Here is a 16,180-nt window from a genome sequence, read left to right as displayed (position 1 = left end):
GCGAAGATCGACGCATTCGTTCTTCGGCGAGTATGGGCTCAAGGCCAGATCGGTGAGGAGGCAGGGTCTGCAGCACCTGCCTCCATATCATTACGTCGCTGTTCAGAGCGCGCGTCGATAGCAGCGCCGCTCCTTTTCAGCGGGTGTTACGGCAAGATGGTTACGTCGGCGGACTTGGTCACCGAGCCGCCGGGCCCCGTGCAGGTGATCTGGTAGGTGTTGGAGCTATAGACCGGCTCGGTCACCCAAACGCCGCTGGTGGCGAGAGGGATGCCGGTTTTGCTTTGACAGCCGGTAGTGTTTTCCGAGGTCCAATAGCGGGTCACCTTTTCACCTGCCTTGATCTGCGGCGGATTCACCGAGAATGTCATGGTGGGTGGTTTCGGCTTTACTGTGACGTCTACATACTTGCTGACGCTGCTGGTTCCGCCATAGCAGATGACGGTGAATCGTTTGCTCTGGGCCAGAGGCTTGCTAAGCCAGTTGCCATTGGGCGGTTGCGTTCCGGACTCTGCACCGTTGATCTGGCAGAACTCGGTATTTGTCGAGCCCCAGTTGATGCTGGCGGATTCACCTTCGTTGATGACCGAGGGGTTGGCGGTCACGATCAGCTCCTGTATCGGCGCAGCGGAGGCGTTGGCGGCTACTAGCAGTGCGCCCAGACCGCCGATGATTTTGGCGTGGTGGTGCTTGATTGGATGTTTCATAGCGTTTCTCTATGTGGAAAGTGGCGAGTGCTTTCGCCTGTTTGCAAGGCCCTTGTAGGGCCTCTTCGGTAGCGGACCCAGTGGTGCCTAGGTCCGAATACGGATGCATGGCCCTATTTCACGGCCATGAAAAAGCCCGGCACGGGGCCGGGCTTTTGGGGGTGTATCGTCAGAGACTTGCTGTGGACGCACCTTTACAAGAATGACTGTGTTGTACCCCTCGATTCCCATCGCGACAACGCTTTGCGGTCAATGCACGTTAATAGGTGGGCATCGCACTGCTTTGGCCGCGCCAGGCGCCTCAATGTCCGTATGGAAATCGACGCGTCGCGAGGGGCGTGTGGTGTCTGAAGTTGCGGACTCCATTGCATGAGGCTGGGACCATGATGTTCAGGCGCTTTTGAGCTTGTCCCGATCTACAGGTAGGCGTAGCAGCGGTAAGCGGGCATGCGTACCGTTCATATAGCGGCCGCTTTCAAGATCGACGCATGGAGTGCCTGACAGGCGGTGCCTCCCTAGCTGCCACACTGGGCAAAAATACTCAATCAGGGCTGGATTTCGTAGCGCCGTGAGGCGCCTTGGTAGTCAGACCATGGATTGACGCAGGTTGTATCCATTGCTACCATTCCAGACCTTGTATCGGGAGGGTTTCGCCCATATTGAGCGAAGCGTTCCCTTAAAATCTGAATGTGGAGTGTCCGTTTCGGCGGGCGCAACAGGGGGCCGGCGGGATACCAGTCTTGATCCCGCTGGCTTCTTTTTCATCACTTGACCGTGTTCGCTGGTGGCGCGGAATCGGGCTTACAAGCCTTTGACTACAGGTATAGACATGAGCGAAAGCTTCGCAGAACTCTTTGAAGAAAGTCTGAAATCCCTCGACATGCAGCCGGGTGCGATCATCACCGGCATCGTGGTCGACATCGATGGTGACTGGGTCACCGTCCATGCCGGTCTGAAATCCGAGGGCGTCATCCCGGTCGAGCAGTTCTACAACGAACAGGGCGAGCTGACCATCAATGTGGGTGACGAAGTCCACGTTGCGCTGGACGCGGTAGAAGATGGCTTTGGTGAAACCAAGCTGTCCCGCGAAAAAGCCAAGCGTGCCGAGAGCTGGATTGTTCTGGAAGCTGCTTTCTCTGCCGACGAAGTGGTCAAGGGCGTCATCAACGGCAAGGTCAAGGGTGGCTTCACCGTTGACGTCAACGGCATCCGCGCGTTCCTGCCGGGTTCGCTGGTCGACGTGCGTCCGGTGCGTGATACCACTCACCTGGAAGGCAAAGAGCTCGAGTTCAAGGTCATCAAGCTGGACCAGAAGCGCAACAACGTTGTCGTTTCCCGTCGCAGCGTCCTGGAAGCCGAAAACAGCGCCGAGCGCGAAGCTCTGCTGGAATCGCTGCAGGAAGGCCAGCAGGTCAAAGGTATCGTCAAGAACCTCACCGACTACGGTGCGTTCGTTGACCTGGGCGGCGTCGATGGTCTGCTGCACATCACCGACATGGCCTGGAAGCGTATCAAGCATCCGTCGGAGATCGTCAACGTTGGCGACGAGATCGATGTCAAGGTTCTGAAGTTCGACCGCGAGCGCAACCGCGTATCCCTGGGCCTGAAGCAACTGGGCGAAGACCCATGGGTTGCCATCAAGGCTCGTTACCCGGAAGGCACCCGTGTTACCGCGCGCGTCACCAACCTCACCGACTACGGCTGCTTCGCCGAGCTGGAAGAGGGCGTGGAAGGCTTGGTACACGTCTCCGAAATGGACTGGACTAACAAGAACATCCACCCGTCGAAAGTCGTTCAGGTTGGCGACGAAGTGGAAGTTCAGGTTCTGGACATCGACGAAGAGCGTCGTCGTATCTCCCTGGGCATCAAGCAGTGCAAGTCCAACCCGTGGGAAGACTTCTCTGGCCGCTTCAACAAGGGCGACAAGATCTCCGGCACCATCAAGTCGATCACCGATTTCGGTATCTTCATCGGCCTGGAAGGCGGCATCGACGGTCTGGTTCACCTGTCCGACATCTCCTGGAACGAAGTTGGCGAAGAAGCCGTTCGCCGCTTCAAGAAGGGCGACGAGCTGGAAACCGTCATCCTCTCCGTTGATCCGGAGCGTGAGCGCATCTCCCTGGGCATCAAGCAGCTGGAAGACGATCCGTTCTCCAACTACGCCTCGCTCAACGAGAAAGGCACCATCGTTCGCGGTACCGTGAAGGAAGTGGACGCCAAAGGTGCTGTCATCAGCCTGGGCGGCGAAATCGAAGGCGTCCTGAAAGCCTCCGAAATCAGCCGTGACCGCGTTGAAGACGCTCGCAACGTTCTGAAAGAAGGCGAAGAAGTCGAAGCCAAGATCATCAGCATCGACCGTAAGAGCCGCGTCATCTCCCTCTCCATCAAGTCGAAAGATGTTGATGACGAGAAGGATGCGATGAAAGAACTGCGCACCAAGCAAGACGTAGAAAACACTGGTCCGACCACTATCGGTGATCTGATCCGTGCTCAGATGGAGAACCAGGGCTGATCCCTGATTCACCATCCAAGGAAAAGGGCGACTTCGGTCGCCCTTTTTCGTTTTTGCCTTTCGCAGGGCGCGGGCGCGCAGCGCTTTTCCTACGCTGAGTCTGACGCTATGTTGCCTGCCCCGTTCCGGTCGCCTTTTCCATGCCTTATCTGCTTTTTGTCACCGTACTCTGGGCGTTTTCCTTCAGCCTGATCGGCGAATACCTCGCCGGGCAGGTCGACAGCTATTTCGCCGTACTCACCCGCGTGGTGCTGGCCGGTCTGGTGTTCCTGCCGCTGACTCGCTGGCGCGGTGTCGATCCGCGCTTCATCGCCGGAGTGATGCTGGCGGGTGCGCTGCAGTTCGGCATTACCTACGTCTGCCTCTACCAGAGCTTTCGCGTGCTGACGGTGCCGGAGGTGTTGCTGTTTACCGTGTTGACGCCCCTGCATGTGGCGCTGATCGATGACGCGCTGAACCGCCGCTTCAACGGTTGGGCGCTATTGGCGGCCGCTGTGGCGGTTCTGGGCGCCGGGATCATCCGTTACGACGGCGTCGATGGCGACTACATACAGGGCTTCCTGTTGCTGCAGCTGGCCAATGCCACCTTCGCGGCCGGCCAAGTGTTCTACAAGCACCTGGTGCAACGTTATCCCTCCGACATCCCGCAGTACCGCCGCTTCGGTTACTTCTTCGTCGGTGCGTTGCTGATTGCGCTGCCGGGCTGGCTGCTGTTCGGCAATCCGCAGAAGCTGCCAACCACCGAGCTGCAATGGGGCGTGCTGGTGTGGATGGGCCTGCTGGCTACCGCACTGGGGCAGTTCTGGTGGAACAAGGGCGGAACGCTGGTGGATGCCGGCACCCTGGCGGTGATGAATAACCTGCACGTGCCGGTGGGCCTGCTGATCAACCTGCTGATCTGGAACGAGGCCGCCGACCTGCCGCGGCTTGCGCTGGGCGGTACGGTGATCGTGGCGTCGCTGGGCGTCAACCGTTTCGGTCTGCGTCGCCAGAGGGAGCGTTTCGCATGAATATCTCCGGGCGTGGCGTAGCGCTGTCCCTGGCGTCTTCCGTGCTGTTCGTGACCCTGCCGGGTTATATCCATTCGCTGGAGCCGCTGACCAGCATCCAGGTGATCGCGCACCGGGTGGTCTGGTCGATTCCCATGGTCCTGCTGCTGGTGCTGTTCACCCGCCAGGGTAGTGTGCTGTGCGACGCGGGGCGGCGCCTGCTGCGTGAGCCCTGGCTGCTGGCGTGCTTCCCGCTGACGGCGGCGATGATGCTGGTGCAGTGGGGCGTGTTCATCTGGGCGCCCATGGTCGGGCGCACGCTGGAGCTGTCGCTGGGCTACTTCCTGCTGCCGCTGACCATGGTGCTGTGCGGCCGGGTATTCTACGGCGAGCGCCTGACCACGTTGCAGGCCATTGCGGTCGCCTTCGCGCTGGCGGGCGTGCTGCACGAGCTGTGGCTGACCCGTGCCTTCTCCTGGTTCACCCTGATCACCGCGCTGGGCTATCCGCCGTATTTCATGCTGCGCCGCAAGATGGCCGTGGATTCACTTTCGGGCTTCGTGTTCGAGATGATCGTACTGCTGCCGTTTGCCCTGGCAACCCTGTGGCTGACCGATAGCGGCAAGGTGCTGGAGGAGGTTCCGCGCCTATGGGCGTTGCTGCCGCTGCTGGGGCTGATCAGCGCGCTGGCGTTCGGCGCGATGATGGCGGCCAGCCGGCTGCTACCAATGGGGCTGTTCGGAATTCTGAGCTACGTCGAGCCGGTGTTGCTGTTCGCCATCGCCGTGCTGTTCCTGGGCGAGGCGTTCAATCCGGCGCAGATCTGGACCTACGGGCCGATCTGGATTGCCGTGCTGCTGACCGGTTGGGATAGCGCACGACTGTTGCGCCGGCAGGCGCGTCGCGGCTTGTAGATGAGGGGTGGGCGCTCTCCCGAGAGGGGAGAGCGCTGTGTATCAGTCGTAGCGACCGCCGACGTCAGCCTTGGCCAGGGTTTCCGGCAGGATGCGGCGGGCAGCGGTGTAGTGCTTCTTCCAGTAGTCGCCACCGAGGTCGGAAACGCGGACCTTCTGGCCGCGGCGCGGCGCATGAACGAACTGGTTGTCACCGACGTAGATGCCGACGTGATCGACATTGCGGCGGTTGTGGATGCGGAAGAACACCAGGTCGCCGGGCTGCAGGTCGCCACGCGCCACTTTCGAGTTGCCGCGCATGCTGTACATCTGCTGCGCAGTGCGCGGCAGATCGACTTCGTCGACGTTCTGGAACACGTAGTTCACCAGGCCGCTGCAATCGAAGCCGCGCTTGGGCGAAGTGCCGCCCCAGCGGTAAGGCGTGCCGATCATGCTGTAGGCACGCTGGGTCACCTGATGCGCCTCGCTCTTGGTCTGCTTGACCGGCTTGGTGTTGAAGGTCAGCAGGGCGCTGCCCTGGACCGGGACACGGAGATCAACCGGAGCGGGTTGATAGGAACGCGTGATCTTGGAGGAGGCGGTTGCCTCGGTGGCGGCTAAAAAAGTCGCCAAGCCTATGGAAAGGCATGTCAAAAGGGTACTTCGCATTCGGCATGTCTTCTTGCTGGTTGATATCGCCCAGACTCCGCTGGATCGCCCTTGTTGTCGGCGTGGTTTCCTTTGGTCCGCTCAAAAATTCCACGCATTCTGAACGACTTTTCATGACAGTTCGTACCGTCTGTCGATTCTGACAATTCCCCTGTGACTTGTAGGACGCTGCGTGACATGTGTTCAGACGCATCAGTCACGGCCTGACCTTATAGCCGGAAGCCCTATAAACCGGGGGTTTCGGCGCAGGCGAACGCCACACGGAAATTGCTGGCGAAAAGCCAGGGCGAAAGGAGTTCTTAAGGAAAAACCCGACGAAATGCAGGTATTTGAGCTGAACGTATCAGTCCAGATGGGCAAGCAGAGCAGGAAGCACCTGTTCGCGCAGCAGCGGGGCGAGGTTGTGCGGATAGTCGCCAGCAGGGTCCAGCCAGGCCAGCTCTTCCAGTTCGGCGGCGGGCTGGACGGGGTGGGGCAGGGCTGCGACGTAGACCTGGGCGTCCACCCGCATGTCCGGTTCGTTGGCGGCGTTGGCCTGGAAGTGGCCGAGCGGCGTCAGGGCCGAGGTTGCCAGGTGAAGGTCGAGTTCTTCGCCCAGTTCGCGCAGCAGGGCCTGGGGCGAGGTCTCGCCGGGCTCGTGCTTGCCACCGGGCAGCATGAAGGCCTGGGTGCCCCGCTTTCGTACCAGCAGCAGGCGTCCGGCTTGATCCAGCAGGCAGGCGGCGGCGATACGAATGGTGGTGGTCATGGCGACGATGTTTCCTTCAGAACCTGATAGCGCATCTGCACGATGCCGCTGGGGAAACTGCGCTGCTCCAGCAGCTGCAGGCGTTGCTCGAGTCCGATGCTGAACAGGGGAATGCCGGCGCCGAGCAGGTGCGGAATGATGCTGACGATCACTTCGTCGAGCAAGCCTGCGGCAAGGAAATTACCCGCCAGGCTGCCACCGCCCACCAGCCAGATGCGCTCGCAACCGCGGGCTTCCAGGGATTCCAGGGCGTCGATCGGGGCATAGTGCTGCATCTCCACCTGTGGCGTGGCCCGGGGAAGATGGTTGGAGCGGGTCATCACCAGCGTGGGTTTGTCCGGGTAGGGCCATCGGCCGGCGTCCAGACAGTGCAGGTAAGTGGCGCGGCCCATGAGTAACCCGTCGATGCTCGTGTAGAAGGCGGAGTAACCCTGGTCGTCGGTTTCGCTGCCGTAACCTTCGAGCCAGTCCACGCTGCCGTCGGGGCGGGCTATGTAGCCGTCGAGGCTGGCGGCCACGTAATAAATGAGAGTCGATGGCACCTGGATTCTCCTTTTTGTCAGGCCCATCAGAGCATGGCATTGCCTCTCGTATCGCGTCGGTACGTTTGTCGGGTTATTGACGCGATGCGGCGGACACAGGGGCGCTCGGCAATAATTCCAGCGCGCGGGCGCGGCAAACATTAAGCTATGCAGCTATTTGGTCTTTACGTGATATCGAGGTCTGCCTTGTTCTCCCAATTCGCCCTGCACGAACGCCTGCTCAAGGCGCTCGATTCGTTGTCCTTCACCGAGCCGACCCCGGTCCAGGCGGCGGCCATCCCGAAGGCCCTGGAGGGACGCGACCTGCGGGTGACGGCGCAGACCGGCAGCGGCAAGACCGCGGCTTTCGTACTGCCGCTGCTGCATCGCCTGCTTGCCGAGGAAAAGCCCAGGAGCGGCGCCCGCGCGCTGATCCTGTTGCCGACCCGCGAGCTGGCCCAGCAGACGCTCAAGGAAGTGGAGCGCTTCGCGCAGTTCACCTTCATCAAGGCCTGCCTGATCACCGGTGGCGAAGACTTCAAGGTGCAGGGCGCGCGCCTGCGCAAGAACCCGGAAATCATCATCGGCACCCCCGGCCGCCTGAACGAGCAGTTCAACGCCGGCAACCTGCCGCTGGGTGACGTCGAGGTGCTGGTCCTCGACGAAGCCGACCGCATGCTCGACATGGGCTTCTCCGAGGACGTGCTCAAGCTCGCCGCGCAGTGCCCGGCGCAGCGCCAGACCCTGCTGTTCTCCGCCACCAGCGGCAGCGGTCTGCACGAGATGGTCGAGAAGGTCCTGCGCGAGCCTGAGGTCCTGCAGCTCAACCGCGTCAGCGAACTGAACGAGGATGTTAGCCAGCAGGTAATCCTGACCGACGATGTCGCGCACAAGGAAGCCCTGGTGCACTGGCTGATCGGCAACGAGACCTACGACAAGGCGATCATCTTCACCAATACCCGTGTGGCTGCCGATCGCCTGACCGGGCGTCTGATAGCCGCTGGCCACAAGGTCTTCGTGCTGCACGGCGAGAAGGACCAGAAGGACCGCAAGCTGGCCATCGAACGCCTCAAGCAGGGCGCGGTGAAGATTCTCGTCGCAACCGACGTGGCTGCCCGCGGCCTGGATGTCGACGGCCTGGATCTGGTGATCAACTTCGACATTCCTCGTCGTGGTGACGAGTACGTGCACCGCATCGGCCGCACTGGCCGCGCGGGCGCCGCCGGCACCGCGATTTCGCTGGTCGGCCATGGCGACTGGAACCTGATGTCCAGTATCGAGCGCTACCTCAAACTGCGTTTCGAGCTGCGGACCATCAAGGAGCTGAAGGGCACCTACAAGGGGCCGAAGAAGGTCAAGGCTTCCGGCAAGGCCGCTGGCACCAAGAAGAAAAAGGACGATGCGAAGAAGACCGGCAGCAAGGCACCGGCGAAGAAGAAGCCTGCTTCGAAGCCGAAGCCCGGCCCGTCCAAGGTCGTGAGCCAGGATGGCCTGGCGCCGCTCAAGCGCAAGAAGCCGGCGGCGGAGTAACGCTGTCGCGGCACCTGAAACGCCTCCCCTGACCGGGAGGCGTTTTTGTTTCTACCCCATCAGCCCAGGGACTCCGGCGGCGGATCGTAGCTTCCCGATTCGTAGCTCACCCCGTGGCGGATCACCGGCGGTGCGTCGCCCTCGTGCAGGCTGGTGACGTTGTCGATGATGGTCTTGTCCTCGATGGTCAGGCGGTCGAGCATCCGCAGGTGGCCGATCCAGTTGTCCACCAGGAACAGCTCCTGCCAGATTTCCGGGTTGCTCACGTCGCGGTACAGCGCCCATCGTTCCGCGCCATTGCGCAAGCGCAGGCGGCGTAGCGGTTTGGCGGAGCGGACGAAGTCACGGGTGCGCTCGGCGGGAATCCGGTACTCGATGGAAACCAGCACCGAGCCGCGCTCGGGGTTGAACACGAAGGTCGGCTGCCCTGGCACGCCCCCCGGCGCGCGGGCAATGCTGGTCGAGTCCAGCTCCGGCAGCCGGGAGTTGTAGAGCAGCGCCACCGAGACCAGCAGCAGGCAGCCGGCGGCAATCAGCGCGCCCTGCACACCCATGGTTTCGGCGAAATGCCCCCAGAGGAAGGAGCCCGCCGCCAGACCGCCGTAGATGGCGGTCTGGTACAGCGCCAGGGCGCGCGCCTTGACCCAGTCGGGCACGAGGATCTGCACGGCGGAGTTGTAGGTGGCGACAGCGGCGATCCAGCAGGCGCCGCCCAGTACCAGCGCGGGGAAGATCACCCAGAGGTTGTCCACGCCGCCGAGGATGAGCATGACCACCGCGAGCGTGGCGGCGGCGAAGCTGATCAGCCGGCTGCTGCCCAGCCACTGCCGCGCCTTGCTCACCACGGTACTGGCCACGATGGCACCCAGGCCCAGGGCGCCGAGCATGTAGCCGTACACCGAGGCGCTGCCGTCCGGGTTGCGGTGCGCCAGCAGCGGCAGTAACGCCCAGACGGCGCTGGCCGAAATACCGAAGACTGCCGAACGCAGCATCACCAGGCGGGTGACGCTGGAGTACTGGGTGAAGCGCAGCGCGGCGATCACGCCCTCCAAGATGTGCTCCGGCGGCAGCGTGCGCTTGGGCACGTCGCGGCGCCATTGCCAGATCGCCCAGATCAGCGAGGCGTAGCAGATGCAGTTGAACAGGAATACCCAGGAGGCGCCGGTGGCCGAGAGCAGCAGACCGCCGATGGCCGGGCCGACTGCGCGGGCGACGTTGTAATTGACGCTGTTGAGCAGCACCGCATCGCCGAGCATGCGCGGTGGCACCTGCTCGTTCACCGCCGCCTGCCAGGCGGGAATGGTGATCGAGCTGCCCAGCGACAGCCAGAGGATCGACACGATCAGCATCAGGGGGTCGAGGTAACCCATGAACGCCAGCACCGTCACCAGCGCGGCGCCGGAGAGCTCCACCGTCAGGCCTACCAGCATGATCTTGCGCCGGTCGTGGTTGTCGGCCAGCACGCCGGACATGATCGACAGCAGCACCAGCGGTAGTGCCGACGCCACCTGGATCATCGCCACCATCAGCGGGCTCGCATGCGCCTCGGTGACCACCCAGGCGGCGGCGACCGACTGTGCCCAGGTGCCCAGGTTGGCGAACAGGTTGCAGATCCAGATGATGCGGAACGCGGCGATGCTGAAGGGGGCGAGGATGCCGCTGCGGGGTTCGACTGGATCGGGCTTGAGGGGGAGGTCTTGCTTGGGTGAAACGGACTGCAGCATGGGGACGCCCTTATTTCGAGTGGTCGGCACACCTGCGGAACCGGTGCCTTTCCATGCCGGGCAAGTGTAGTGGCTGGGGCGGTTCGCGCCATTGATGATGGTCAGGCGTGGCGTTATCGGTGACACGCCCTGGCAAGCTTGGACAGTGCCGATGGGGTTTCTGATTGGTAGGCTGCGTCGGAATTTTCCGCATTGCACTGCCAAATAAGAGCGAAGAGCCGATGAAGCGACTTTCCATCAGCCTGCCCACCTGCCTGCTGGCAGGCGTGCTGGCCCTGCCGCAAAGCCTCTGGGCCTGGTCCAATCACACCCTGGGCAGCTACATCGCCCTGCAACAGTTGCCGGCGCTTGTCCAGGCGCCGGAAGTCGAGGTGGAGCCGCTGGAAAGCTTTGTCAGCCAGCAGCGCGCCGGCCTGGTGCAACTGCTGGACGAGCAGGAGGCCTACGCCCGCGAACACTTTCGCCAGTATCCACCGCGCCCGGACGACTTGCGCCTGACCGAAGAGGGCCGTGACGATTTGCGCAAGGCCTTCCTCATGGCGCTGCGCCTGAATCCTGAGATCAAGCTGGCCACTGCCGTGCAGCCGCCGCCCGGAGGTGAACTCCGCAATCATGCGGCGTTGCAGCCGGCGGACGTGCTGGTGTTCCGTAACCTCTCCGGCTGGAGCCCATGGCGCTTCGTGCAGTTGCAGGCGGGGGAGAAGATTCCCGCGCTGGACGTGCTGGCCAGTGCCGCCGATGAGCCGGACTTCGGCCACGACATCAACCTGTTCAGCGACAACCCCGGCGAAGCCGGCCAGCGCTACGGCTTCGGTACCCAGCCGTTCGGCGACCCGCGCTACGAATTCAGCTCCCAGGCGCCATTCCACATGGGCTTCTACCACGAGGACGCGATCATCTTCACCGGCGCGCCGTACCTGGAGCGCAACTGGCCGGAATGGCGCGCCTATCAGTTCTACGGCCTGGCGCGCTTTGCCTTCGAGAAGGGGCATCCGTACTGGGGCTACCGCTTCCTCGGCTGGGCGATGCACTACATCCAGGACATGACCCAGCCGTACCACTCGACGCCGCTGCCGGGCGAGACCACCGCCAGCATGCTGTGGACGGCGGGCAAGTCCATGGCCGGCTTCGATGCCGACAAGCAGGCGGCGATCCAGCGTGTGGCGGACCGGCATACGGGCGTGGAGCGCTACGAGGTGGACTGGCTGCGCGAGACGCTGCGCCTGGGTGGGCAGTCGCCGTTGCTGGCGGCCTATGCGGATGTGAGCGTGGACGGCAGCTATCCGCCTTATTCGACCCAGTATCTGCGCGAGGTGGTGGCGAGCGAGTCCCATGCCCGTGCGGCGGCATTTGATGCGGCAATCGGCCATTGGCTGGAGAGCGAGAAGGCGCCGGCGGGGGATTTCAGTGCGGGGAACTCACCGGAGCCGTTCCGCCACGATGAGGCATTGGATGAGCAGATCGTGCAATTGATCCGGCATTTCGGCGCGCACAGTCGCAACATTGCGAAGGCGGCCCTGCAGCCGTAACAGGGCAGTGCATCCCCGCCGGGGCTGCGTGGGCCGCGGCGGGAGTGCGCAACGCGATTAGCCGCCGGAGCAGCCGTTGCCCCACACCTGGTATTCGACGGTGTGGCGCTGGCCCTGGGAGTCTTCATAAGTCATGCGTGCCGGCACGATGCCGCACGCGTTGGAAACGTCCGTGGTCGAGATGACGTGGGCGACGTCCATTTTCATGTCGTAGGTGTACTGCTCCACGGCCGTGCTTGGCGCCTGGTCGGCGGCATTCACCTGCTCGGCCAGGGCGAGCGAAGAGAAGCCCAGCATGGCCAGGATGACTACAGCTTTCATGAATTTACCTGCCTTGTTCCCGGAGTCCGGACGTGACGGGGCCGTGACGTTCAGCTCATGGCTGCATCGGGAAGCGTTGGGGAATGATTACGGGTCTTGGGTGGTGTTGCGGCGCGCGCTGTAACAGCACGGAAATAATAGAATTTGCCTGACCTGAGTCATATATCCAGGCGCCAACAAGACTTCGTACTCAGAGGCAACAATCCAGGATTGACGCGGGTTGCAGGGCAGGTTCTGCGGTGGCTGGTCGCAGGTTGGCCCAGGTTCGCGATGTGGCTGCCGCTCCTACGAGCCATCTGAAGGATTGTGCCGTGCGATTCGCGAGCAAGCGCGCTCCTACAGAAGGGCGTCGGTGTGCTCTTCGTAGGAGCGCGCTTGCTCGCGAACCCGCCGGACTCAATCGCGCAACGGCGACTGCGGATCGAGCAGCGAAGTGCGGATGAAATGCAGGTAGCTGCACACCCGGCGCAGGGGCGAGGAATCGAAGTGCGGCGGGCGCCGGTCGTCCGTGGTGCGCGTGGCGTGGATGGCATGCTCCACCGCCGCCAGGGCGCGTTGGCGGTTGCTCTCGCTGGGCTGGATGAACAGCCGGATCAGCGCGCGACCCAGCGCGCGAATCGCCCGCCGCCAGGGCATGCGCTCGGCGTACCAGGGCTCCTTCGGCAGCGCTTCCTGCTCGCGGCGCAGTTCGATGATCGACAGGCCGATCTCCTGTACCTGGAAGGTCCAGCGCAGCAGCCGGCGTTGCACGTCCGGACGGCCTGTGGATAAGCCGTAGGCCTGGTTCAGCAGGTCGCGGGTGCCGCTTTCGAAGTTCGATGACAGACCCTTCAGCGGATCGCTGATCACCCGCACCACGCGCAGGCGCAGCTCTGCTTCCAGGCGCTCCCACAGCCACGGCCGGTTCGGCGGCAGGATGACGATCGCCGCGACCACCGCCATGCCCATCGACAGCAGCATCGCCAGGTATTCGTTGATGAAGGTGTAGGCGTCGTAGCGGGCGACGTTCGCCGGCAGCGAGGCGATGCAGAACCACACCAGCAGGCCGACGCCGTAGCCGCTCCATTTGGGCCGGGTAATCAGGAAGGCGCCGAGGGCGAACACCGGCGCGAGCACGAAGCACAGCAGCGGGAAGCCATCGATGTGCGGAAGCACGCGGAAGGTCAGGATGAAGCCGAGGGTTGCACCCAGCAGGGTGCCGAGGGTCAGTTGCAGCGACAGGCGCTTGGGGTTGGGCGAGGCGGAGGAGAGGGCGGCGATCAGTACCGAGGTCAGCGCGAAGGTGGCGCCGCTGAGCCAGGAGGTCTCGATCCAGAACACCCCTCCGACTATCACCAACAGCGCGCAACGGAAGCCCGCGACTGCGGCGGCGAGCGCGTTCGCCTTGGGCGTGAAGCGTTCCTTCCACTGCTCGCGTTCGTGTTTGTGCGCAGCCAGCGAGGCGTGGGTCTGGGCATAGTTGTGCATGTCGTCGGCGAAGCGGTAGAGCAGTTCGGCGGCGGTCTCGAAATCCAGCTGATCGGCTTCCCGCGGACAGGTGTGGCCGAGGGTGGCGCGAGCTTCGCGGATGCGCGGCATCAGGTGGTGCTTGCACAGCTCCAGCTGCACGCTCAGGCGCTCCGCGTCCGCCTCGCTCAGAGGGCGGCCATGCCAGCTGGCGAGCAGTTCGCTGACGTCGATCAGGCACGGCATGAGCACTTCCAGCACGTTGCTGGCCTGGCGCTCGCGCAGGCGATCGAGCAGGCGCTGCAGGGCGTGGAAGCGCGTGGTCAGCTGCATGAACTCGCTGTTCAGCCGCGCCAGGCGGCCGCTGCGCAGGCGCATGTGAGGGTCTTCAAACGCGGTGACGTTGCGCAGGCTTTCCAGGCCCACCACTTCGGCGGCGATGCGCGCGCTGGCCTGTTCGAAGCGCTCACGGTCCAGCGTGCCGTCGAGACCGGCGCTGGCCAGGCCGGCGAAGTCGCCGAAGCGGGTGTTCAGCGCGTTGCGCAGGGCGGCGGTGCTGGTCTGCGGCAGGACCACGGCGCTGATCACCCCGGTGCAGAGAATCCCCAGGGTGATCTCGATCACCCGCCACAGGGCCTGCATGAAGGCGCCTTCGGGGTGCAGGGTGGCGGGGATGCCGATCATCACCGCCGTGTAGCCGGCGAGCAGGCAGGCGTACGCACGGAAGTCCCGGTAGCGCGCCGCGCCGGCGGTGCACAGGCCGACCCAGATCGCCACGCAGAGCAGGAACAGCACCCGCTCCTGGGCGAACAGGGCGATGAAGGTGACCATCACCGTGAGCCCGGCCAGCGTGCCGAGGATGCGGTAGAAACTCTTCGCCAGCACCTGGCCGCTCTGCGGTTGCAGCACGATGAAGGCGCTCACCAGCACGGTGCTGGGCTGCGGCAGCTCCAGGCGGTAGGCCAGCCACAACGCCGTGAAGGCGGTGACCAATGTCTTGAGGATGAACATCCAGGTGACGCCGTCGGTGTGCGCCCAGTCGGACAGGGCGAAGCGCAGCGCGGCAGCCTTGGGCAGGCGCACGGAGAGACTGCTCATCAGGCTTATCTCGGCAGGCGTTGTCTGGGGCGGATCGGGTTTTGATAACCCTGTAGTTCGAAAGTGGAGCGAAGGGGTGGAAGCACGTTGCACGAAAGGCGGAGCACGGCTGCTTGTCCTGGGAGGTTGCGGGAGACCGCGTTGGGGATGGCGATTCTAGAAGTGCGCCGGGGGCAGGATAAGCTGACGGATGGGCGAATTATTGTTACCTGAAAGTACAATAATCCCCGCCCGGCACCTGTGCGACAATTCGCCGCCTGTCATGAAACTGTAACAAGGCGTTGCTCGTTCGAGCGCCGTTGCAGAGGCCGCCCGCCGTGGCGTGGACAGGCTCTCAGGAGAAATGATGGACCTGCTGCACAACATGCGTGCTTTCGTCTGTGTCGCCGAGACCGGCAGCTTCACCGCCGCCGCCCAGCGCATGGACCTCACCACCGCCTACGTCTCGCGGACGGTGGCCAAACTTGAGGCGCACCTGCGCACCCGCTTGCTACATCGCACCACCCGCCGCATCGCCCTCACCGAAGCTGGCCAGCGCTACCTGCTGCGCTGCCAGCAGATCCTCGGCTACATCGAGGAAGCCGAGGCCGAGGCGGGCGACGCCCACGCCCGCCCCCATGGCAAGGTAAAGGTGCACGCGATGACCGGCATCGGCCAGCACTACCTGATCCGCGCGATCTCCCAGTATTGCGAGATCTACCCGGAGGTCACCTTCGACCTGACCCTGGCCAACCGCATCACCGACATCCTCGACGAGGGCTACGACATCTCCGTGGTCATCGCCCAGGAACTGCCGGACTCGGGCTTCGTTTCCAAGCGCATCGGCAAGACCTACAGCGTGCTCTGCGCTTCGCCCGAGTACGTGGCGCGCCATGGCATGCCGAAGAAGCTCGCGGAGCTGACCGATCATCGCTGCCTGCGCCTGGTGAACTCGGTGATGTCGCTGGACAAGTGGCTGTTCGACGGCCCCGACGGCCAGGAAATGGTCGGCATCAACCAGACCCATTTCCAGGTCAACACCGCCGACGCCATGACCGAGGCCGTGCGCGCCGGCATGGGTATCGGCGCGCTGCCGGTTTACTCCGCCGTGCAGGGGCTGAAGGATGGCAGCCTGGTGCGCGTGCTGCCCGACTACAGCCTGTTCCACCTCAACGTCTATGCGCTGTACCCCTCGCGCCAGTACCTCGACGCGAAGATCCGCACCTGGGTGGAGTTCCTCCGCGACTGCGTGCCCGGCATGCTCGAAGAGCACGAGCGGATGATGCTCGAGCACCGCGCCCGAGTGCCTGCCTGAGCCACCGCCGCATAGCGGCATGCTGCGGAAACCCCAAGCGCCCGGCCCTCGCCGGGCGCGTCTTTTTCGGACCTTGCGTTCCGCTGTGTCGAACGCCGCTTTGGGAAAAGACGAATTCTCCGAACGCGAATATTTGCGTCAGTCTCCTCACGGGCCTGCCACCGGGCTCACCTCGCAAGCACAAGAACAAATTGAGGGT

13 protein-coding genes are annotated in these 16,180 nt (G+C 63.4%); 6 read left to right on the top strand and 7 right to left on the bottom strand.

The window, feature by feature from the left end; all coding sequences use genetic code 11:
- Nucleotides 1–146: 146 nt before the first annotated feature.
- On the bottom strand, nt 147–707 hold the full coding sequence (locus C167_RS0109140; RefSeq protein WP_017517969.1) for a hypothetical protein: 561 nt from the start codon (nt 705–707) through the stop codon (nt 147–149).
- Between the two features lie 829 nt (nt 708–1,536).
- On the opposite strand from C167_RS0109140, the gene rpsA reads away from it, so the two are divergent.
- From rpsA to rarD, 3 genes are all read left to right on the top strand, one after another.
- On the top strand, nt 1,537–3,219 hold the full coding sequence (gene rpsA / locus C167_RS0109135; protein WP_017517968.1) for a 30S ribosomal protein S1: 1,683 nt from the start codon (nt 1,537–1,539) through the stop codon (nt 3,217–3,219).
- Between the two features lie 140 nt (nt 3,220–3,359).
- On the top strand, nt 3,360–4,229 hold the full coding sequence (locus C167_RS0109130) for a carboxylate/amino acid/amine transporter (protein WP_017517967.1): 870 nt from the start codon (nt 3,360–3,362) through the stop codon (nt 4,227–4,229).
- Complete coding sequence (gene rarD, locus C167_RS0109125; protein ID WP_017517966.1) at nt 4,226–5,122, top strand: EamA family transporter RarD; 897 nt, start codon at nt 4,226–4,228, stop codon at nt 5,120–5,122. The genes C167_RS0109130 and rarD overlap by 4 nt, the downstream gene beginning before the upstream one ends.
- 42 nt (nt 5,123–5,164) lie before the next feature.
- Here the strand turns inward: rarD and C167_RS0109120 are convergent, their stop codons facing one another.
- The 3 genes from C167_RS0109120 to C167_RS0109110 all read right to left on the bottom strand — a co-directional run bounded on the left by C167_RS0109120 (nt 5,165) and on the right by C167_RS0109110 (nt 7,087).
- Nucleotides 5,165–5,734, bottom strand: a complete 570-nt coding sequence (locus C167_RS0109120; RefSeq protein ID WP_017517965.1) for an NlpC/P60 family protein — start codon at nt 5,732–5,734, stop codon at nt 5,165–5,167.
- A 379-nt stretch (nt 5,735–6,113) separates the two neighbouring features.
- Nucleotides 6,114–6,518, bottom strand: coding sequence for an NUDIX hydrolase (locus C167_RS0109115; RefSeq protein WP_017517964.1), 405 nt, complete (start codon nt 6,516–6,518; stop codon nt 6,114–6,116).
- Nucleotides 6,515–7,087, bottom strand: a complete 573-nt coding sequence (locus C167_RS0109110) for a dihydrofolate reductase family protein (protein ID WP_051167953.1) — start codon at nt 7,085–7,087, stop codon at nt 6,515–6,517. The genes C167_RS0109115 and C167_RS0109110 overlap by 4 nt, the downstream gene beginning before the upstream one ends.
- A 144-nt stretch (nt 7,088–7,231) precedes the next feature.
- Between C167_RS0109110 and C167_RS0109105 the strand changes: the two genes are divergently transcribed.
- Entirely contained in the window at nt 7,232–8,569 is a 1,338-nt protein-coding gene (locus tag C167_RS0109105) for a DEAD/DEAH box helicase (RefSeq protein ID WP_026078914.1), read from the top strand.
- A gap of 59 nt (nt 8,570–8,628) precedes the next feature.
- Here C167_RS0109105 and C167_RS0109100 read toward each other — a convergent pair whose 3' ends face one another.
- Nucleotides 8,629–10,293, bottom strand: a complete 1,665-nt coding sequence (locus tag C167_RS0109100) for an MFS transporter (RefSeq protein ID WP_017517961.1) — start codon at nt 10,291–10,293, stop codon at nt 8,629–8,631.
- A gap of 221 nt (nt 10,294–10,514) precedes the next feature.
- On the opposite strand from C167_RS0109100, the gene C167_RS0109095 reads away from it, so the two are divergent.
- Nucleotides 10,515–11,822 (top strand): hypothetical protein, encoded by a 1,308-nt coding sequence (locus C167_RS0109095; RefSeq protein WP_017517960.1) that lies wholly within the window; start codon nt 10,515–10,517, stop codon nt 11,820–11,822.
- A 57-nt stretch (nt 11,823–11,879) separates the two neighbouring features.
- On the opposite strand, the gene C167_RS0109090 is transcribed toward C167_RS0109095, so the two are convergent.
- Both C167_RS0109090 and C167_RS0109085 read right to left on the bottom strand, forming a co-directional pair.
- Nucleotides 11,880–12,143 carry a DUF2790 domain-containing protein gene (locus C167_RS0109090; RefSeq protein ID WP_017517959.1) on the bottom strand — a complete coding sequence of 88 codons (264 nt, stop codon included), beginning with the start codon at nt 12,141–12,143 and terminating at the stop codon, nt 11,880–11,882.
- 396 nt (nt 12,144–12,539) lie between these two features.
- Nucleotides 12,540–14,687 carry an FUSC family protein gene (locus C167_RS0109085; RefSeq protein ID WP_017517958.1) on the bottom strand — a complete coding sequence of 716 codons (2,148 nt, stop codon included), beginning with the start codon at nt 14,685–14,687 and terminating at the stop codon, nt 12,540–12,542.
- Nucleotides 14,688–15,033: 346 nt separating this feature from the next.
- Here C167_RS0109085 and C167_RS0109080 point away from each other — a divergent pair, with 346 nt between their 5' ends.
- On the top strand, nt 15,034–15,981 hold the full coding sequence (locus tag C167_RS0109080; RefSeq protein ID WP_017517957.1) for a LysR family transcriptional regulator: 948 nt from the start codon (nt 15,034–15,036) through the stop codon (nt 15,979–15,981).
- Nucleotides 15,982–16,180: the final 199 nt, after the last annotated feature.

Source organism: Pseudomonas nitroreducens TX1 (assembly GCF_000313755.1).
In the GTDB taxonomy this organism is placed as follows: Bacteria; Pseudomonadota; Gammaproteobacteria; order Pseudomonadales; family Pseudomonadaceae; genus Pseudomonas; species Pseudomonas nitroreducens_A.
The sequence above is the reverse complement of the archived record's forward strand: the minus strand, read 5'-3'. Positions and strand labels throughout refer to the sequence as shown.

Excerpts from the sequence above, each read along its gene's own strand:
- C167_RS0109140 (WP_017517969.1), bottom strand. The coding sequence starts at position 707 with ATGAAACATCCAATCAAGCACCACCACGCCAAAATCATCGGCGGTCTG.
- rpsA (WP_017517968.1), top strand. The coding sequence starts at position 1,537 with ATGAGCGAAAGCTTCGCAGAACTCTTTGAAGAAAGTCTGAAATCCCTC.
- C167_RS0109130 (WP_017517967.1), top strand. The coding sequence starts at position 3,360 with ATGCCTTATCTGCTTTTTGTCACCGTACTCTGGGCGTTTTCCTTCAGC.
- rarD (WP_017517966.1), top strand. The coding sequence starts at position 4,226 with ATGAATATCTCCGGGCGTGGCGTAGCGCTGTCCCTGGCGTCTTCCGTG.
- C167_RS0109115 (WP_017517964.1), bottom strand. The coding sequence starts at position 6,518 with ATGACCACCACCATTCGTATCGCCGCCGCCTGCCTGCTGGATCAAGCC.
- C167_RS0109110 (WP_051167953.1), bottom strand. The coding sequence starts at position 7,087 with ATGGGCCTGACAAAAAGGAGAATCCAGGTGCCATCGACTCTCATTTAT.
- C167_RS0109100 (WP_017517961.1), bottom strand. The coding sequence starts at position 10,293 with ATGCTGCAGTCCGTTTCACCCAAGCAAGACCTCCCCCTCAAGCCCGAT.
- C167_RS0109095 (WP_017517960.1), top strand. The coding sequence starts at position 10,515 with ATGAAGCGACTTTCCATCAGCCTGCCCACCTGCCTGCTGGCAGGCGTG.
- C167_RS0109090 (WP_017517959.1), bottom strand. The coding sequence starts at position 12,143 with ATGAAAGCTGTAGTCATCCTGGCCATGCTGGGCTTCTCTTCGCTCGCC.
- C167_RS0109085 (WP_017517958.1), bottom strand. The coding sequence starts at position 14,687 with ATGAGCAGTCTCTCCGTGCGCCTGCCCAAGGCTGCCGCGCTGCGCTTC.
- C167_RS0109080 (WP_017517957.1), top strand. The coding sequence starts at position 15,034 with ATGGACCTGCTGCACAACATGCGTGCTTTCGTCTGTGTCGCCGAGACC.